A 16,582-nucleotide genomic window follows, 5' to 3' on the forward strand; every position below is an offset into this window, starting at 1 on the left:
AGGGTGCAATACCCGCGAGACCGAGGCGCCCCCTTCCCGTCGCGCGAGCTCCAAGGTGGGACGCCAGCCCCATCGTCTTCCCCGTTGGCCAAGCCAGCAGCCGTCGGTGCGGCCGTCGACAGACAGTACGTCCGGAGCTGACCGCCGCCGAGCATGTCGGGCAGGTGAGGTTGCGCTGCGCGTCAGTGCCGAACCCGTACAGCGGGTAGCAGGACAGCATGTGCTCGCTGACGCCTCGGCGCCGGCCTCACACTGCACGGATCTGCCGCAGAGCGGGCGGGTTACGGGACATCGCGTACAGGTCCGACCTGCTGGACCTGATCGTGGTCACGGCATCAGGTGGACGCGGATCCGTCTGGCCGTGACCGCCGCATCCTCCAGGATGGCCAGACGGGGCTCGGCGGATTCGAGCAGGTGTGGGTGACGCAGTAGCGCCAGTGGCGACAGACGCCGGTCTGTCAGCACCGCGTCGATCATCGACCGGTCGCCGCCACAGACCAGGGCACTGACTGCATCGTGAGGGTCGGCGATAACACCGGGCGCGTGGGGCAGCATGATCCGCGCGGCGATGTCGGCAGCCCGCTGAGTAGCAGCCTGGGCCTGGTTGGCGCGGCGACGTGCGTAGCGTTGCTGCGAGGAACCGCCGGCCGCGGTGCGACCCTGCACGTAGAAGCGCTCGACCTTCGAGACGGTGATGGTCGTACCGTCCGCGACGCCGGCGGCAACCGCGCCCTTACGGGCCAGCAGCACGGCGATCCGGGGCGGTCGGATGATGCGGGCCAGCAGCGTGTCGACATCCTGCGCGTCGGTAAGCCCCGGCGGCGGATACAGCGTGGCGGTATCACCGTTGCTCACGCCGGTCAACACGAGGCCCTGCTCGGTGGCGCCGTCGTGGCGGCTGTAGAAGCCGTCGAGCCAACCACGAATCCGCTCCGGTGAGATCTCCACCCACCGCCCGCCACCCGCGGCGGGTCGCGCCTTCACCACGTGAACACCACCTATCGGGAACGGCCGGCCTGCACCCACCATGCTCACATGAAGCGGGTCGCGCCATCGAACACAGCCCAGCTGATGCCCGGTTCTGCCGCCCTCTGTGTCAAGACACCGCCGCGAGCGGGGTTCTAAGCTGGGTCTCGGCGGGTCCGGGAAGTGACTTCTCCGAAGAGCCGGCTGGGGGATGCGAGCTGGTCACGCTGGAGTCAGTAGTCGTTCCCCGTTGTCCTCCCGGGCCCGCCGCCGTGGCCACCGCGTCGTTGCTCATGCGCCGGTAGATGATGTCGGACAGGCGTCGTTTCAGGGCGCGCATCGCTTCCATCGATGTCTTGCCGCCGGTTTTCTTGCGGTCGACGTAGGCGCGGCCGTCGGTGGGGTTGCGGAGCTGGACGGTGGCCATGATGTGCAGTACCCGGTTGATCTGTCGGTTGCCGGCGCGGGAGAGCCGGTGGCGTACCTGTTCGCCGGATGATGCGTCGATGGGGGCGGTGCCGTTCCAGGAGGCGAAGTGGGCCCGGTTGGGGAACCGGGTGATGTCGTCGCCGACCTCGACCAGCAGCCGGGCGGCGCCCGAAGGTCCGATGCCGTGCAGGTCCATCAGCGTGGTGCCGGTGGAAGCCACGAGGTCCTTGAGTTCTTTGTCGGCTTCCTTGGATCGTCGGTAGATCCGTTCGAGGTCCCCGATCAGCTCCGCGGCGACCCGGCGTCGGGCCTTGCCGACCGCGTCACGGGGTCGGACCGTGGCCAGCAGTGCTTTGGCCTGGGCGGCGGACAGGCTCTTCTTCGCCCCACCCGGGATCAGTTCCAGCAGCAGTTGGTGCAGCTGGGACACCATCCGGGTGTGGTCCTCGCCGAGGGAGCGGCGACGGTCGGCCAGGATCCGCAGCAGCGCGAGCTGTTCGTCGTTGACGAGCGGGCGCAGGCCGGCCATGCGGGTGCCGACAAGCGCGATGGAGTGGGCGTCGGTGGCATCAGTTTTGCGGCCCTGCCCGGTGGCGAACACCCGCGCCCTGGCGGACAGCTTCGGTGGCACGTCGAGGACCTGCTCGCCGTCGGCCAGTAGCCGGTTGGCGAGGTGCCGGTCGATGCCCTGGCAGCCCTCGATCGCCCAGACCCGGTTCGGCCACTGCTTGGCGTACTGCCTCATCGCCGTGTAGCCGTCGCGGTCGGTGTCGAAGCGACCGCCGCCGACGATGGTCTCGTCGCCGGCCATGACCTCGATCGTGGCAGAGCGCTTGTGTGGGTCCATCCCGATGACCACGCGATCTGACGTGCCGCTCACCGCGTCCTCCGATGCTCGATCCACCTGGGTTGTCGAGCCGGGAGGGCAACGCTACTTCGAGCCGAGCAAACCCCTCTGGAGCCTCTCCCCGCCCTGGGGGCGGCGCCCGGGACTGCGCAGGCCAAATGAGAGCCACACGACCAGCGTGGGCAGCCGAAATGAGAGCGACAGCCTGGGCGCCTCGACCGAAGCCTGGCCGGGCCACGGTCGCAGGTCAATGAAACAAGTAGCCGATGACAGTGCATTTGATCCTGGTCTTGTGGATCTTCACGGTCGTCTACACACGCGATTTCGTTTGGCCTTCGCGCCTTCGCGTGGCGCGGTAGGCGGAGTTAGCCGATCTTCCGGCGGTCATGCTGGTCGCATTTGCCGTGACAACCCGGGGCTTCCGGCGGGAACTATGGCGCGTCATCTTGACGGCGCGACCAACCGGGCGGCGATGGCGGTGCCGGTACCGGCACCTTTCGGGCCGACGGTCGAGGGCTTGACCTTCGGTGGGTTAAACGGTGGTGAGTAGTGCGTCGAGCGGCCGCGGCAAGTATCCCGGCCAACTGCCGCCTCGACGAGCAGGCGTGCGTAGCGCAGGTTGCGGCGCGAGCTGCTGCGCAGGAACCGCCACATCTGGGCTTCGGGCTTCTGGCCGCGCCAGGCGGGCTGGCTCTGGAACGAGCGGAACGATCGGAGGTCGCCCTGCGAATCGAAGAGTGCTTCGACCCCTGCGGTGCCGACGGCGCGGATCAGCTCCTCCTCCAGATCGTTGACGCAGACGTAAAACCCGAGGTGCTCCATGTCGGTGCGCGTCCGGGGTGAGCCAACGTGGGTCACGTTCAGTCCGCGCCGGAATATCTCCTCCTCACGCAGGTCGCACAGACCGGCAAGTCGCACCCGGGTGACCAGCGGGCCCAACCTCGTCAGGAAGCGGCCGATCGCGTGCGCCCCGCCGATTGGCACGATCACGACCCGCTCGGCCTCGAGATCCCGGCCGCGGCCCACTGCGGCCGTTTCCAGTGCGATCTGGTCGCTGATGCCCTCGACGAGCACCACGGCTACGGCGGACTCGACCTTCGCCAGGGCGCGGGCCGTTGCCCGGATCGAGGCGGCATTGCCACCCAAGTGGCCATCGAGCGCCCTGCGGGCAAGCTCGCGGCCCTCGGTGACATCCATGGTGGTTTCCCGTCCGGTTGTGATAGCAGAGAACTCTCGCGCACATCCGCCCAGCGCCTGGTTGGCCATTTGAGTCAACGTCGGCGTCACCGCCTACGACGTGTACGCCAACAACGCGCTGCTGACCACGGTCGAGGGCTCGGGTGGGATACTGGCCTATGCCACCATCGATACGCTCGCGCAACAGGTCGACGTGACCCATGTGGCGGGCGTACTCCTCGATCATTCCGACCAGCACCTCGCGCAGCGACATCGACCCTCCACCGCTGCGATGCTGATTCAAAAGGATCGTTGTCGGTGATGTCGAGACTGGGCGCCGCGGCCACAAACCGCGTGGCGAAGTCCACCTCCGCACGCCATGCGTGCCACGCTTGCGCAACGACTTGGGGGTCGGGAACAGCACCATCGAAGTCACCGTCACGGTCGGTGTCGGAGCAGAACAGCCGGGGCACGTCCTGTCCCGCCATCAGCCCCCGGAACGTCGCGCGCTCCACCTCGGCCAGGTGCCGCGCCAGCCCCAGCAGCGACATCGTCGACGGCTCGACGGAACGCCGCGCCATCGCCGCCGCATCAAGACCTGCGCATTTCATCTCCGACGTGAGGCGTTGACAGCGCAGGGCTTCGACCAGCGTGGTGCGCTCGTTGCCCAACCTTGGTCCGTTCTCACGCGGGCCGTCGTCGGACGGCTCACCGTCCGCGGTGAACGTGTCGGCTCGTCGGGTCGTGGCCATGGCCGCAATCATCGGTGATACGCCTATCGGCCGACCAGGGATTTAACTACGGCCCATCTCGTCGACAAGCTTCGCACCCGACACCGCTGAGCTACGCCGCGGCCGGCTGTGTTAGCGGCCAGGTGGGATTCCCCGCTGGCGGCCAGTTAGCGGGGGAGACAACTGGCCGCCATCCGTTACTGAGTGTTAGACGACGCGGGTGAGATCCATGGTCCAGTTGGTCCGCCAGGTGGAGCCGTCGTCGTAGGAGAACGCCTGCTCCCAGCGCGCGGCGTCCGGGCTCGGAGTGGTCCATTCGAATCGGATCTTCACCGCGTGGCCGCCCAGGACGTCGTCGCAGAAGAATCGGCCGCGGCCGTCGCTGAAGGATCCTTCGACGGGCGGGTCCAGTTGTCCTGGTCTGGTGCTGGAGGCCCACCAGATTCGCCAGACTCCGGCTTCGGGGTCGAACTGGCGGAGGGTGAAGCCGTCGAAGGTGTCAGTCCAGATCCGGTCGACGTGGCCCAGACCGCCCAGGATCGGTTCGGCCTCGGCCGTCGCGTCAAACTCGACCCACTCCTGGCACTCGGGGTCGGTGACGTCCACCAGCTTGCGGTTGTGCACCCGCCAGCGGCCAAAGATGAAGTCGAAGTCAGAGCGTCCGTCGATGGGCGCGGCAGTACTCATGTCAAGTCCTCGATTATCAGTCGCCCGCGATCGCTCGTCGGCAACGAACATGGGTAGGCGCGCACCGTACGGCACGGTACTGACACTTCCGGCCGGCTTGAAGATCTTGGTCAGCGGGCAATGGCCGCAAGCCCTCATGTCGTCACTGATCGTGACATTGGGACTGGCCGTACGCGGGGAATTCGACCTGGCCGCTGTCACGGCTGCCCGCCGTCCTCGTGCCTTGAGACGTTGCGTGGCCGAGCAGCATCGACACACCACGTTCGCCCGCCCGAGCACGATCAACACCCGAGATCCCGTGCGCGCTCAAGCCGCCGACAGCGCGTGCAAGACGACCGGATCTGCCGAGATGAGGACGTTCGTCGCGACGCTCCCGACGACTCTGGGCGTTCCTCCTGACCCTGTCCGGCGGGTGAGCAACGGCACCTCCAGTGGGTCAATCCGGGTCAGCAAGAGTCGGGAAGGATGTGTGCATGGTGACTCTGTCGGACGGCGTACTGGCAGACCTGGGGCTGGTGGATATCGCCGGGCCCCGGCTGGCCGGAGATCCACAGCCTGCGGTGCTGGCGTCACCGCTCGCAGTCGCCGAATGCGCAATCGTGTCCGTGGCCGCCTGTCTCACGGCTGCCGCTGATCTGGCTTCTGCGCGCACCGGTCGGCGGCCTGACATTGCGCTCGACACGGAACATGTGGCGGCGGCGATGCGCAGCGAGGTCTTGCTTCGCGACGCAGACGGGCGGGGGATCGACGGCTTCGCTCCACTGTCCCGGTTGTGGCGGGCTGCGGACGGTTGGGTGCGCACCCATGCGAACTACCCGTGGCATCGGACGGCTCTGCTGGCGTCCCTCGGTGTGAACGACGGTCGAGACGCCGAGGTTCAGGCGCAGTTGGCTGACGTCATTGCCGCGCGCCCGGCGTTGGAGGTTGAGCGTGTTGTGTACGCCGCGGGAGGGTTGGCCGTGGCGGCTCGTACGCAGGCCCTGTGGCAAGCAGACAGTCAATGCAGCACGGCGGGGACTTCGCCGCTCGTGAGCATGGTGCCGCTCAGCCGTGGCTCGTTGCCGCTAGCCGAACCGGGCCAGCTTCCGGCGTCGGGGTTGAAGGTGCTTGATTTGACACGGGTCATCGCAGGCCCCGTTGGCACCCGGATGCTGGGCGCGCTCGGTGCCGACGTGCTACGAGTCGATGATCCGCATCGCCCGGAATTGGCGCTGCATGCCGTCGACGGAGTGATCGGTAAGGCAAGCACAAGCCTGGATGCCAGCACGGCGAACGGCCGTCAAGCTCTGCACCGCCTTCTCGACCAAGCCGACGTTCTCGTGACCGGCTACCGGCCCGGAGCGCTGCGCCGTCTCGGTCTGGACCCTGACCAGGTTGCGGACCAGCACCCCGGCACCATCGTCGTCACGCTTTCGGCGTGGGAAACGGCCGGAACCTGGGGCACACGGCGGGGTTTCGACAGCCTGGTGCAGATCGCCACCGGCATCGGCTGGGCTACGAGCACGGATGGCATCCGACCCGGTGCGCTGCCCTGTCAGTTGCTCGACCACGCCACCGGCTACCTCATCGCTGCTGGTGCACTGGCCGCACTGGGTCGACGCGCCCGCACCGGCGACGCCACCCACGTCTCTGTATCCCTCGCCAGGACGGCACGATGGCTGCTGGACCAAGGCATCATGCCAGCCAGGCAGAGCGCGGGCGATGACCCGAAGCGCCAAGCCGACATTTACCGAACAGCACTCGGAAACGGATGGAGCGCGATCAGCCCACCAGGTCAACTCGACGGCCGCCCACTGGGCTGGCCTCACCTACCACCCGCCTACGCTCAAGCGTCGCCCGATTGGAGCTGAACGCCCGCGGCCACCCTGGGAGAGGGCTCGAGCTAGGCCATAGTTCCGGCGACGACCATGAACAGTGGACCTGAAGTAACGGCGTCACAACATCCGCTACTGCCGCGATCCGCGCGCTACGGAGCGTCATGTCGAGCGAATGGAGCCGACGTCCGGACTTGCCGAGATGAGTACGTCACGGTGGACCTGCCGAGCCGTACTACGCCGGACGCGTGCAACAGTCCGGACTGGCTTCAACCAGGTCGGCGTTGATCGACTCGGGACGTGCAACACTGGCGTCGATCCGCGGCACGTCGATAAAGGCTTGGAGGTGACAGTGGAGCCAGGATGGCGCCCCGGGGACTTTGACACGGAGCAGATCGAAGAGGCGTTGCTGGAGGCCGCGCGCCTCTACGAGCATGTCGTCAGCGGCGGGCTGGTCGAACCAGTCGCCACGTCGCTGCGGCTGAACGACGGCGAGTCGGCGTACGCCGACGGACCGATGGAGTACTCGCGGTTCTACGGCGACGATACATACCTGCTCGAGAGTCCCGCGTCCTACCTGTCCCCGACCGCAGTTTTGGGGTCGATCATCCGTAACCGAGTGAGCCGGGACAGCGCCGAGCCGCGGTGGCGGGACGTTCACACCACGCGCGTGGCGCTCACGAACCGCCGTCTGATCATTTCGGTCGACAGCCGCTGGTTGTCGTTCCACCACGCGTCCATCGCGGAGTTCCTGCCCCAGCTCGGAGACTTCAGCTTGGTGCTGACGCTCTTCGAGAACGTCCCGCTTCGGTTACGCGCGCCCGACCTTCCCGCCCGAGCGGTACTGCTGGCTAGCTTCCTCTACACGCCGCAGGAGATGGCCCAAATCCCAGGTTTCGACGTGCTGTTCCGAACCTGACAGAGCCGCCGCGGGCCGTGCCGCCGCACTGGTCCGAACAAGCCGGCCGGGCGCACCATCCTCTGCTGCCGCTGACGGCGCGTCCGAGACGACCGGATCTGCCGAGAACGGTTCAGGCGATCAACGCCTGCGAGGCTCCGGGATGCCCGGCGCCAGCGGGGCGGGGCTAGCCTGTGCATGACGCCCACACCGCCGGGAGCTCCGTGATGCTCGACGACATGCGCGTCCTGCGTGACGCGGTAGCGGAGTACCGCGCGGCGGCGACGGCTGCGGGCCTTGACTGGCCCGATCACGTGTCGAAGACTCGGACTCGGGCCGACAGTTTCGGCGGCACGTCGAGCACTGGTTCGCCGTCGGCGACCAGGCGCTGGGCGATGTGCCGGCCGATGCCGGAACAACCTTCGACCGCCCAGACCCGATCGCTGAAGGCGCGACCTGCTGCCAGCATCTGCTGGTAGCCCTCGGTGTCGGTGCCGAAGCGGCCCTGGGCCAGGACTTTCTCTCGTTCGTTGATGGCCTCGATCGTGGCCGACCGCTTATGCGGATCCATCCCGATCACGACACGCCTCATGTGTTGCCTCCTGCTGTGGCTGCTTACTCACTCGATGCCGAACAGGGAGGGCAAAGCTACTTCGAGCCGCACAAACCCCTCTCGAGCCACTCCCCGGGCGGTATTCGGCGGGCGCACGCCAGATGAGAGTCACACCCGGACTCGGGTGGACAGCCGCGAGAGAGAGCGAGCCCACCGGCTACCTCGACCCAGCCTGGCCGGGCACGGGTCGTAGATCCAATTAAATAAGTAGCCGCAGGTAGTGCGCGCGGGCTGGACGCGCGCCATCACCTACAGTGGCCAGCGCTCGGCACCACTCGGCAATCCGCAACTGCCGATGAGCGGATGGTTCGTCGATACCGGCAGTGACATGATCAACCTATGGCGGACAACTTGTTTACGTCCGGGCTCTCCGCCTTTGACCAGCATGGGCGAGGTTGTACATGTGACATACGGGGCCGACCCTGTTAATCCTCATCGCCGCCACGGTCTTCCTGGTCCGCCTCGCAAGACCCTGACCGCCTGCCTCGACCCCCAGGGAAGATAGTCGATGGGCTATCTTCCCTAGCTAGCCGCGATCCGCCGGCCCTCCCGGCCGTCGGTAGATGTCCCCGAAGGTCGTCCTTGGCTGGGCGTCGAGGCGCGGCCGATCGGCAGTACATCGATCGTCAAGCTGAGCATAGGAGCAAAAGGGTGCACTTGAGGCAGACCATGATCCCCTCCATCGCGGTCGCGGTGGCCATGACAGTGGCGGGATGCGGAGGAGCCACCGAGTCCGGCGCGGCGAGCGCTCCGAGCCAAAGCGCCAGCGCGGTCCCATCGACCCCGCCGCCCTCGGCACCCGCAGGGAACAAGCTTGGCGATGCGATTCCCTTTGACGAGAACACCTCGACCATCACGTTCTACGGTTACAAGCACAACGCCACGCAATTCGGAAAGCCATCAGACAGTGCCTATGTCTATGGCGCGATCGACCTCAAATACTGCCTCAAAAAACTGCCCAAGGGATACTCCGCTGTCTCGATTGGCACCTCAAACTGGGTATTGAAATTCGGGGACGCTTCAATCAAGACCACTGGCCACGCTGGCGGCAACGGCATGAAGCCCGAGTATCCCGACCGGAAGGAAATCAAGGTCGGGACCTGCGTTCGTGGTTGGCTTGAGTTCAAGGTACCCAAGGACGGAAAGCCGACTGCGGTGGAATATACGCCAGCAGGGGCTCCCGAACCAATCACTTGGACTCCGTGACCTTACCGTTCCAGCACCTGCGGCTGAGAGCCGGCCGAGGCACCCGGCCCGACACGGGCGCGAATCATCGACCTGACCCGGACGACCCCACCTTGAGATTGTTTACTTGGGGCAGGTGTGTTTGTGTACAGTTATTGCGGTTGGGGCAGCAATAACTGTACACAAACCCCTTCGACTCGACGATCGGTAGAGCTATGGGCGCACGTTGATGCTCCATTGCCCGCTGAATTATGGACTTTGTTCGACTCGACGGATTGAGTGCTGGCTGCTCGTGCTCCATCGGCGGGCGGTATATCCCGAGGACCAGCGTCGGGCGACCACCGGCGCCCGGTCGGCGGCGAACCCAGCGACAATTTTTCCTCGATCTCTGGCTGGGTCAGGTCCGTCAACTATCCGCCGGCCCGGAAAGCTACCTCATACGCAATACTAGGCCCAGGTCTTCGCCAAACAACTGGTTGCCAGGTGTTTGCCGGGGCATCCTTCGACTCGGCGCTGATCGCCTTCGGGGTGTGGAACAATGCCAGATCGATGCGGCCGTGACCCTCCGCGGTCCGCAGCATCGCGTCGTCCTGCCGGACGTCGTCAATCCCAATGATGACGCGCTCCACCCAACGTCCCTCGATTGGCCCCTTGCCCTCCAGCTTCATGCCAAGTTCGACGAAAAACGAGATAACAGCGTCAAGGTCGTCGACAACGATGAGGACGTTGTCCATCCGCTGACTCGTCATGCCGGGCTTCCTTGGCGTTGTACGGCCACGGTGGCCGCATCCACTTTTGAGACGGAGCCGCCAAGCCATTCTCGGCATCCTTGCAACATTTTCTTCGGGAACCTCTTGACGCGGCAGCGCCCGTCACACGCCGGTCGTACCACTTCGGACGAAACACCACAGGTCAGAGAGCCTTTCGCTACTTTGCGGAGCCAACACTGACGCTCAGCCGGGCCTTGAAGCCCATAAGTAGCAAACCTCGTCGGATCGTCGGTGTGTACTCATTTGCCGCTGTCCGCGCGTTGGCCGCGCCCAGCCCACTCCGCTGCGCTGTCATGCCGAAGAGCGGATGCTCTTTGGCCTTCGTCGCTGGTCTAGAGAGGCTTTTCGAGCACCAGAGTCGCGCGGCCCTTCGCCAGGTCGGGTCGCAAGTCGATGCGGCGGTAGCCCAGCGCGGTCCAGAAGTGCTGCGCTTCGACGTTGTTGGTGAGCACACCGAGGCGAACCGCTCTCGCACCTGCGTCGCGGAACCGCTGTTCGATCGCTGCGGCGATGGCCCGGCCATGTCCTTGCCTCCGGTACCGTCCGTCAACCAGTAGGAGGCCGATCCACGGATGGTCGTCCTTCGGGTGCTGCGGGAGAACCTGGACGTAGCCGACGATCCGTCCCGCGCCGTCGCGGGCAACGAGGGCCTCCTCTTCAAAGGCAAGGTCGGCAAGCATCGCCGCGACCGCGGACCGGTTGATGTTTTCCGGGTCGAGGTCCCCGCTGTACCGCCAGTAATCCTTGTTGGTGGAGTAGACCTCGAACAGGTCGTCATGCGCGTTCCGGGGGGCAAGCGAGATCACGGCTGAAGACTAATCGCGACTGGCAACGACGCAACCGCATAGTCACCGCCTGCTGGCATTCGCTCATGCCGCTGGTGGTGCGCCGGGGCTCAGGTAGATGCGCACGTCCGAAACTGCCGATGAGCGGATGCGGGCCGGTAGGTCAGCATGGGAATCTTGCCGGGTGATCATCTCAGTCGAGCGATGCGATGTCATCCGGCGGGTTGCGGGCTTGATGCCCGCATCGCAGAACGGTGCCTGTGCCCGCGTGGCGGTCGATGGTCCGGATGCATCCGGTAAGACGATGTTCGCCGATGAGCTTGCCGCCGATGTTCAGGCGTCCGGCCGCCCTGTCGTGCGGATCTCCCTCGACGACTTCCACAACCCGCGAGCGATCCGATACCAGCAAGGACGGGAATCACCAGAGGGCTATTGGCAACACGCCTTCAACTATCCGAGGTTCCGCAGCGATGTCCTCGAACCCTTCCGCCCGGGTGGCACACGGCTGTACCGGCCCGCCGCACACGACCTCGCCACCGACGCCCCCCCTCGACCCGGAACCGCTTACCGCTGCGCCTGCCGCCGTACTCATCATCGACGGGCTCTTTCTGCAACGCGACGAGCTGGTCACGGCCTGGGATCTGTCGGTGTTCCTGGACGTGCCCTTTGCCGAGACAGCAAAGCGCATGGCGATGCGCGACGGAACACATCCCGATCCCGCGCACCCGAGCATCCGCCGCTACGTGGACGCGCAACGCATCTACTTCGGAGCCTGTACCCCGCATGACCGTGCCGACGTTCTCATCGACAATCAGGACCTCAACGCACCACGCATCATTCGACCATGACGCACTCAACTGCCGCCGACCGACCGCTACGCACTGTCACCACAACGGATCAAGTCGGCACCCGGTCGTGCCGAGGTGAGTATGTCGGCTGCTGGACCCGATAGACCGTGCGTGCCTCGCTGCCCTACCCTGCCTTCGTGCCGATCATGAAAGAGGAACGTCTTGCCGTTGTAGCAATGATTCGGCGTGCGCGGGTATCGGTAGCGCTCACAGTGATCGCCGCAGTCATCGCTGCGCTCGGCGGCTATCGGATCGGGTTGTCGCGTGATCGGCATTCGGCGACCGCAGTGGTGTTGACGGGGACGGTCACCTGGTCGAACGAGGAGACGCGACTGATCGCGTTCGAGACGGATGGCGTCGTCCGCAAGCCCAACGACGGGGACACGATCTACTCCGTGCTTACAGACAATTGGCAGGACGTCGCGGGGACGATCCACTCAGATGGCACCTATCCGACCTGTCTAGCCGGGGATGGCGGCGACCCGGTTTCCACGGACCATCACCGCGCCGAGTTGACCGTCATCGACTGGGACACTGGTGGTGCCCAGTGGATGCACGTCGCGGTCCGAGTCCGCTGTCTGGACTGAACGCCATTGGCACGCCGACAGCTGGGATTGCCTCGCCCATAGGCGACCACGTTGGTCTCACTCTTCTGCCGCTCCGGGTGGGCCGGCGTTCATCGTCGGTGGTGACGCACGGTGATGTATGGCTACCCCTCCTGCTTCGGCTTCCAGTGTCGTACCGGCCGATCAACTTGTTGTGCGCGCCGCGGTGTCCGCCTTCTTGGGCCGCTACCGTGGGAAGATTCGCGTCCATACCGAGTCCGACCTGCGAGTCTTCCTTCGTTGGTGCAGCGACCACAGCCTTGACCCGCTCGCTGCAGCTCGAGTGGACGTCGAGCGGTACGTGCGCTGGCTGCAAGACGTTCGCCGATACCAGCCCTCGACGGTGTCGCGGCGCCTGTCGGTCGTGGTCGGGTTCTATCGGGTCTGTGTCATCGACGCCATCCTGGAGCACTCGCCAGCCGATTACGTCCGCCGGCCCACGGTGCCGGCCGAGTCACCGACCCTGGGACTGGGGCACCTGCAGTTCGAAGCTCTGATCACTACCGCCCGCCTGTCGGCCAACCCGAACGACTTCGCCCTGGTCGTTCTCTTGGGTCTGCTCGGCTTGCGGATCTTCGAAGCCTGCGGGTCGAACATCGCCGACCTGGGTGAGGAACACGGCCACCGGGTCCTACGGGTGCGCGGCAAGGGCGGCAAGGTTGTCCTCGTCCCGCTGCCACCCGCCGTCGCCCGAGCCATCGACCGGGCCGTCGATGAGAGCACCAGCGGGCCGATCCTGCGCAACACCCACGGTCGGCGGATGGACCGACACGCCGCCACCCGTCGGCTCAAGCACCTTGCCCACGCCGCGGGGATCCGGATGTCGAGGATGCACCCCCACATGCTGCGGCACACGTTCGTGACGACGATGCTCGACGCTGGCGTCAGCCTGCGCGACGTGCAGATCGCGGCCCGTCACGCCGATCCGCGGACCACCATGCGCTACGACCGAGCCCGCAAGAACCTCGACCGGCACCCCAACTACATCCTCGCCGCCTACATGGCCTCCGGGACATAGCCAGCGCTCGCGGCTTTGCCGAGATGAGTGTGTTCATCATCGGCGATCATGCCGACGGGTGCCGTTTGGGTGGTCAATCGTCGCGGCTTGGGGGTTCTTCCAGCCTCCGGTCGATCTGTTCAATGGCGATGAGGTCCTCTGGGGCGAGTCGGTCGATGAAGTGGCGTCGTACCGATTCGACGTGGGCCGGTGCGGCGTTTTCGAGTGCGTCCAGACCTTGCGCCGTGAGTACGAGGAAGCAGCCTCTGCCGTCGGTCGGATCGGGTGCGCGCCTCAGGAGACCGCGTGCCTCCATCCGGGTGGCGTGCCGGGACAGCCGGCTGCGTGACCAGCCCATCTTGTCGGCCTGTTCCCCCAGGCTGCTGGTGTGGCCGGGCCGCTCCGACAGGGTACTCAGTACCTCGTAGTCGGGTTCGGAGAGCCCGATCGCGGCCAGATCCCGCGCCGTGCCGGTCTGAACGGCGACCACCACGCGCAGGAACGCCCGCCACGCCCGCTCCTCGTCAGGGTTCAACCAGCGTACGGTCCCGGCCGGCGGCTTAGTTGACATGTAATCAATCTAGCACCTAAACTTCGTTTCCATGTTAACGAAACCGGTTCGTGTCCTTGTACTGATGTGCAGCACCCGCCCAGGCGCCCTCGGGCCCCTGGTGGGACAGTGGCTGATCGAAAGGATCACCCTTCGTGCCGCGGAACTCGGCGTCGAGCTCGTACCGGTGCCCCTCAGCGATCTGAACCTGCCGTTCCTGGACGAGGAGGAGCATCCGTCGTCGGGTGTCTACCGGCATGAGCACACACGTCGGTGGAGCGCGATCGTCGACGCGGCGGACGGGTTCATCGCGGTCACGCCCGAGTACAACTACGGAATGCCAGCGACGCTGAAGAACGCGCTGGACTACCTCAGCCGCGAATGGGCGTGGAAGCCGATCGGTTTCGTCAGCTACGGCCACACGTCGGCGGGCACCCGGTCGGTTCAGCATGCCAAGCAGGTGGTGACTACGCTGCGCCTGGTTCCGCTGGACGCCACGGTCGCGATTCGCATCGGTGACGCAATGGAGAGTGGGCGGCTGCGGTCCGACGCGGCCCGCGACACGGCGGGTGTCGGGCTGCTGGACGAACTGGTCCGGGTCGCTCACGCCCTACGGCCACTGCGCGAACGCGCACGAGCCGGGACGCTGTCCGGACCGTTGCCGGGGTCCTACGTGAGACGGCTGACCCCCGACGACGCGCCCGAGGTCACTGTGCTGCAGCGGTGCTGCTGGGTGGACGAAGCCGTCGTCAATGACACCATGGCCATACCGGCCCTGCACGAGTCGCTGGAGGAGGTACGCGACTGGCTGGCGACCTGGCACACCACGGGCATCTGGCTGGACGGCCGACTGCTGGGCATGGTGCGGGCCCGTCGCGTCGACACCGACTGGCACGTGGGTCGGCTCGCCGTCGTGCCCGACCTGCGAGGTGAGGGGCTGGGCCGGTGGCTGCTACGTACCGCCGAAGCCGGCGCCCAACCGGATTGCCGCCGCATCCTGCTGTTTACCGGCGCGAAAAGCCTGCGGAACATCGACCTTTACCACAACGAGGGATACCAGTCGGTGCCACTCGCCGGCCCTGACGGAACCACCTGCCTTACAAAGGACATATCCGTCAGGCAGCGCTGACGCTGCCGGCTCATTGAACCCACGTAGTCCGGTGCGCTATGCCGCTGATGGGGCGTTGGCGGATCCGCGTGCGGGACACGTCCGACTTTGCCGATGTGCGTGCGATCAGTCCGGTTCAGCCCGGACCGTAGGTACGACACGGGCCTGGCCCCAGCCGCCCGTCAGCTCCCACGCAGCGTCTCCTTACCCAATTGACAAGAGCGGTGGGCGCGTCATGGTGGCAGGACCGACGCGCCGGAGCGGGACACGATCTCCTGGAGGGCCGCGACGTGCTGCTCGAACGCCGCGCGCCCCACGGTGGTCAACTTCGCCGAGGTACGGGGTCGCTTGCCTACGAAGCCCTTGCGGATCTGCACGTAGCCGGCCTCCTCCAGCGTGGTGAGCTGCTTGGACAGGGCCGAGTCGGACAGGCCGACGCTGTCGCGGATGAATTTGAAGTCGGCTACTTCTGAGGCCGCCAGCAGGGACACGATCGCCAGCCGGGTCGGCGCGTGGATCAGTTCGTCAAAGCGCGGCGTGATCATCGGGTACCACCAGCGCGGTGGTCGAGCATGATGCGGCGCAGTGCGCGCGTGAGCATGGGGCCACCCGCGATCAGCAGGACCGCGCCCAGCAGGTTGGCCAGGGTCGCCGGGTGCGATACGCCGGCGGCCCCCAGGCTGAACGCAACGGCGAGCGTGATGCCGAGGACCAGCGCCACGAAACCGAGGATCATCATGACTCCCCGCCCGCCGAGTAGTTCGTTGCGCGGCTGGGCGCGCAGGGCACCGCGAACCACCCAACCGGTCCCGCCGAGGATGCCGAGCACGAACACGGTGACACCGATGCCGATCGTGACCGGTTCGCGCGATTCCACGGCCGCAGGGAGTGCCACGATGAGCCCACCGACGAGCCACCAATACCAGGCCGGGACAATGGTCACGTTGATGACCTGCTCCTGGCGGTCTCTGATCTGCGCCAGTGCCCGGGCCGCTTCGTCGGGGTGTACCTGTTCGCTCATGTCGCCCTCCCTGGAGTCGAGGCCTTTCCTACTAGGAAAGTAGCGTTGTCTTTCCCAGCTGGCAAGTACTTTCCGGAGACTCACGCCAACGCCGACCGGCAGCGCGACGACTCCAAGCCGTCGCCTCAACCGAGCGCAACCACGGCGCGGCAGGTGGTCCTGGTAGCGCCAGCTGACACGCCGAGGAAAGCGACAGATTGGTGCGAAGAGCCAAGACCCGCCGCTCCAGCCTTGCGGCGCAGGATGCGACAAGATCGACGAGGCCCTACACACGCTTCTGCTGGTGGCCGCCCGGACATGCCGGCCAAGCCGCGACATGGACGACTGCTCGACGAGGCCCTTCAGCGGCAGCCAGAACGCCCGACGCGCACGTCCGCTTCTGCCGCGAGTCGCGCGGTCGTCGCGATCATGTAAAGCATCATCCGAGGTCGCGGTGTCAACCATCACCCGGCGCAGGACAGGGCCGCCGGCAGATGTCTAGTCCCACCACCTGCTTGACGAATCCGTCCCAGCACATGCACGACAGTCGGCCTTGGTTCCTCGGTCGTCCTG

At 66.1% G+C, this 16,582-nt stretch carries 18 protein-coding genes and 2 pseudogenes; 7 read left to right on the forward strand and 13 right to left on the reverse strand.

The window, feature by feature from the left end; translation table 11 throughout:
- Positions 1-327 precede the first annotated feature (327 nt).
- From ABZV00_RS33110 to ABZV00_RS33135, 6 genes and pseudogenes are all read right to left on the reverse strand, one after another.
- Positions 328-987 (reverse strand): acVLRF1 family peptidyl-tRNA hydrolase, encoded by a 660-nt coding sequence (locus ABZV00_RS33110; protein WP_355613524.1) that lies wholly within the window; start codon positions 985-987, stop codon positions 328-330.
- A gap of 109 nt (positions 988-1,096) precedes the next feature.
- On the reverse strand, positions 1,097-2,206 hold the full coding sequence (locus tag ABZV00_RS33115) for an IS110 family transposase (RefSeq protein ID WP_355613532.1): 1,110 nt from the start codon (positions 2,204-2,206) through the stop codon (positions 1,097-1,099).
- Positions 2,207-2,683: 477 nt separating this feature from the next.
- Positions 2,684-3,439 (reverse strand): TOPRIM nucleotidyl transferase/hydrolase domain-containing protein, encoded by a 756-nt coding sequence (locus ABZV00_RS33120; RefSeq protein ID WP_355613534.1) that lies wholly within the window; start codon positions 3,437-3,439, stop codon positions 2,684-2,686.
- Between the two features lie 196 nt (positions 3,440-3,635).
- Positions 3,636-3,845 (reverse strand): annotated as a pseudogene (locus ABZV00_RS33125) (hypothetical protein); the annotation flags it as partial.
- Positions 3,757-4,182, reverse strand: a pseudogene (locus tag ABZV00_RS33130) (DUF664 domain-containing protein); the annotation flags it as partial. The pseudogenes ABZV00_RS33130 and ABZV00_RS33125, both read right to left, overlap by 89 nt.
- Positions 4,183-4,356: 174 nt before the next feature.
- Complete coding sequence (locus tag ABZV00_RS33135) at positions 4,357-4,836, reverse strand: hypothetical protein (protein ID WP_355613536.1); 480 nt, start codon at positions 4,834-4,836, stop codon at positions 4,357-4,359.
- 473 nt (positions 4,837-5,309) lie between these two features.
- Between ABZV00_RS33135 and ABZV00_RS33140 the strand changes: the two genes are divergently transcribed.
- Both ABZV00_RS33140 and ABZV00_RS33145 read left to right on the forward strand, forming a co-directional pair.
- Positions 5,310-6,686: a CoA transferase gene (locus ABZV00_RS33140; RefSeq protein ID WP_355613538.1), complete on the forward strand. Its 1,377-nt coding sequence runs from the start codon at positions 5,310-5,312 to the stop codon at positions 6,684-6,686.
- Between the two features lie 304 nt (positions 6,687-6,990).
- Positions 6,991-7,569 carry a hypothetical protein gene (locus ABZV00_RS33145; protein WP_355613540.1) on the forward strand — a complete coding sequence of 193 codons (579 nt, stop codon included), beginning with the start codon at positions 6,991-6,993 and terminating at the stop codon, positions 7,567-7,569.
- 289 nt (positions 7,570-7,858) lie between these two features.
- On the opposite strand, the gene ABZV00_RS33150 is transcribed toward ABZV00_RS33145, so the two are convergent.
- On the reverse strand, positions 7,859-8,140 hold the full coding sequence (locus ABZV00_RS33150) for a transposase (protein ID WP_355613542.1): 282 nt from the start codon (positions 8,138-8,140) through the stop codon (positions 7,859-7,861).
- 672 nt (positions 8,141-8,812) lie between these two features.
- Between ABZV00_RS33150 and ABZV00_RS33155 the strand changes: the two genes are divergently transcribed.
- Positions 8,813-9,367: a hypothetical protein gene (locus tag ABZV00_RS33155; RefSeq protein WP_355613544.1), complete on the forward strand. Its 555-nt coding sequence runs from the start codon at positions 8,813-8,815 to the stop codon at positions 9,365-9,367.
- A gap of 389 nt (positions 9,368-9,756) precedes the next feature.
- Here ABZV00_RS33155 and ABZV00_RS33160 read toward each other — a convergent pair whose 3' ends face one another.
- The 3 genes from ABZV00_RS33160 to ABZV00_RS33170 all read right to left on the reverse strand — a co-directional run bounded on the left by ABZV00_RS33160 (position 9,757) and on the right by ABZV00_RS33170 (position 11,283).
- Positions 9,757-10,080 (reverse strand): VOC family protein, encoded by a 324-nt coding sequence (locus tag ABZV00_RS33160; protein ID WP_355613545.1) that lies wholly within the window; start codon positions 10,078-10,080, stop codon positions 9,757-9,759.
- A 368-nt stretch (positions 10,081-10,448) separates the two neighbouring features.
- Positions 10,449-10,922 (reverse strand): GNAT family N-acetyltransferase, encoded by a 474-nt coding sequence (locus ABZV00_RS33165; protein ID WP_355613547.1) that lies wholly within the window; start codon positions 10,920-10,922, stop codon positions 10,449-10,451.
- 172 nt (positions 10,923-11,094) lie between these two features.
- Positions 11,095-11,283 carry a hypothetical protein gene (locus ABZV00_RS33170; protein WP_355613548.1) on the reverse strand — a complete coding sequence of 63 codons (189 nt, stop codon included), beginning with the start codon at positions 11,281-11,283 and terminating at the stop codon, positions 11,095-11,097.
- A gap of 88 nt (positions 11,284-11,371) precedes the next feature.
- On the opposite strand from ABZV00_RS33170, the gene ABZV00_RS33175 reads away from it, so the two are divergent.
- From ABZV00_RS33175 to ABZV00_RS33185, 3 genes are all read left to right on the forward strand, one after another.
- Positions 11,372-11,749, forward strand: coding sequence for a hypothetical protein (locus tag ABZV00_RS33175; protein ID WP_355613549.1), 378 nt, complete (start codon positions 11,372-11,374; stop codon positions 11,747-11,749).
- Between the two features lie 146 nt (positions 11,750-11,895).
- Positions 11,896-12,336 carry a hypothetical protein gene (locus ABZV00_RS33180; protein WP_355613563.1) on the forward strand — a complete coding sequence of 147 codons (441 nt, stop codon included), beginning with the start codon at positions 11,896-11,898 and terminating at the stop codon, positions 12,334-12,336.
- 118 nt (positions 12,337-12,454) lie between these two features.
- Positions 12,455-13,372 carry a tyrosine-type recombinase/integrase gene (locus ABZV00_RS33185; RefSeq protein ID WP_355613550.1) on the forward strand — a complete coding sequence of 306 codons (918 nt, stop codon included), beginning with the start codon at positions 12,455-12,457 and terminating at the stop codon, positions 13,370-13,372.
- 73 nt (positions 13,373-13,445) lie between these two features.
- On the opposite strand, the gene ABZV00_RS33190 is transcribed toward ABZV00_RS33185, so the two are convergent.
- Entirely contained in the window at positions 13,446-13,922 is a 477-nt protein-coding gene (locus ABZV00_RS33190; RefSeq protein WP_355613552.1) for a MarR family winged helix-turn-helix transcriptional regulator, read from the reverse strand.
- 31 nt (positions 13,923-13,953) lie between these two features.
- Here ABZV00_RS33190 and ABZV00_RS33195 point away from each other — a divergent pair, with 31 nt between their 5' ends.
- Positions 13,954-15,030 carry a bifunctional NAD(P)H-dependent oxidoreductase/GNAT family N-acetyltransferase gene (locus ABZV00_RS33195; RefSeq protein WP_355613553.1) on the forward strand — a complete coding sequence of 359 codons (1,077 nt, stop codon included), beginning with the start codon at positions 13,954-13,956 and terminating at the stop codon, positions 15,028-15,030.
- 212 nt (positions 15,031-15,242) lie between these two features.
- On the opposite strand, the gene ABZV00_RS33200 is transcribed toward ABZV00_RS33195, so the two are convergent.
- Both ABZV00_RS33200 and ABZV00_RS33205 read right to left on the reverse strand, forming a co-directional pair.
- Complete coding sequence (locus ABZV00_RS33200; RefSeq protein WP_355613555.1) at positions 15,243-15,554, reverse strand: transcriptional regulator; 312 nt, start codon at positions 15,552-15,554, stop codon at positions 15,243-15,245.
- Positions 15,551-16,477, reverse strand: coding sequence for a hypothetical protein (locus ABZV00_RS33205; RefSeq protein ID WP_355613557.1), 927 nt, complete (start codon positions 16,475-16,477; stop codon positions 15,551-15,553). The genes ABZV00_RS33200 and ABZV00_RS33205 overlap by 4 nt, the downstream gene beginning before the upstream one ends.
- Positions 16,478-16,582: the final 105 nt, after the last annotated feature.

Origin of the sequence: Micromonospora sp. NPDC005173, assembly GCF_040608515.1 — a bacterium.
In the GTDB taxonomy this organism is placed as follows: domain Bacteria; phylum Actinomycetota; class Actinomycetes; order Mycobacteriales; family Micromonosporaceae; genus Micromonospora.

What these genes read in the sequence shown, in the direction of transcription:
- ABZV00_RS33115 (WP_355613532.1), bottom strand. Translation starts at nt 2,206, where the DNA reads ATGGCCGGCGACGAGACCATCGTCGGCGGCGGTCGCTTCGACACCGAC.
- ABZV00_RS33120 (WP_355613534.1), bottom strand. Translation starts at nt 3,439, where the DNA reads ATGGATGTCACCGAGGGCCGCGAGCTTGCCCGCAGGGCGCTCGATGGC.
- ABZV00_RS33135 (WP_355613536.1), bottom strand. Translation starts at nt 4,836, where the DNA reads ATGAGTACTGCCGCGCCCATCGACGGACGCTCTGACTTCGACTTCATC.
- ABZV00_RS33140 (WP_355613538.1), top strand. Translation starts at nt 5,310, where the DNA reads ATGGTGACTCTGTCGGACGGCGTACTGGCAGACCTGGGGCTGGTGGAT.
- ABZV00_RS33150 (WP_355613542.1), bottom strand. Translation starts at nt 8,140, where the DNA reads ATGAGGCGTGTCGTGATCGGGATGGATCCGCATAAGCGGTCGGCCACG.
- ABZV00_RS33160 (WP_355613545.1), bottom strand. Translation starts at nt 10,080, where the DNA reads ATGGACAACGTCCTCATCGTTGTCGACGACCTTGACGCTGTTATCTCG.
- ABZV00_RS33175 (WP_355613549.1), top strand. Translation starts at nt 11,372, where the DNA reads ATGTCCTCGAACCCTTCCGCCCGGGTGGCACACGGCTGTACCGGCCCG.
- ABZV00_RS33180 (WP_355613563.1), top strand. Translation starts at nt 11,896, where the DNA reads ATGAAAGAGGAACGTCTTGCCGTTGTAGCAATGATTCGGCGTGCGCGG.
- ABZV00_RS33185 (WP_355613550.1), top strand. Translation starts at nt 12,455, where the DNA reads ATGGCTACCCCTCCTGCTTCGGCTTCCAGTGTCGTACCGGCCGATCAA.
- ABZV00_RS33190 (WP_355613552.1), bottom strand. Translation starts at nt 13,922, where the DNA reads ATGTCAACTAAGCCGCCGGCCGGGACCGTACGCTGGTTGAACCCTGAC.
- ABZV00_RS33195 (WP_355613553.1), top strand. Translation starts at nt 13,954, where the DNA reads ATGTTAACGAAACCGGTTCGTGTCCTTGTACTGATGTGCAGCACCCGC.
- ABZV00_RS33200 (WP_355613555.1), bottom strand. Translation starts at nt 15,554, where the DNA reads ATGATCACGCCGCGCTTTGACGAACTGATCCACGCGCCGACCCGGCTG.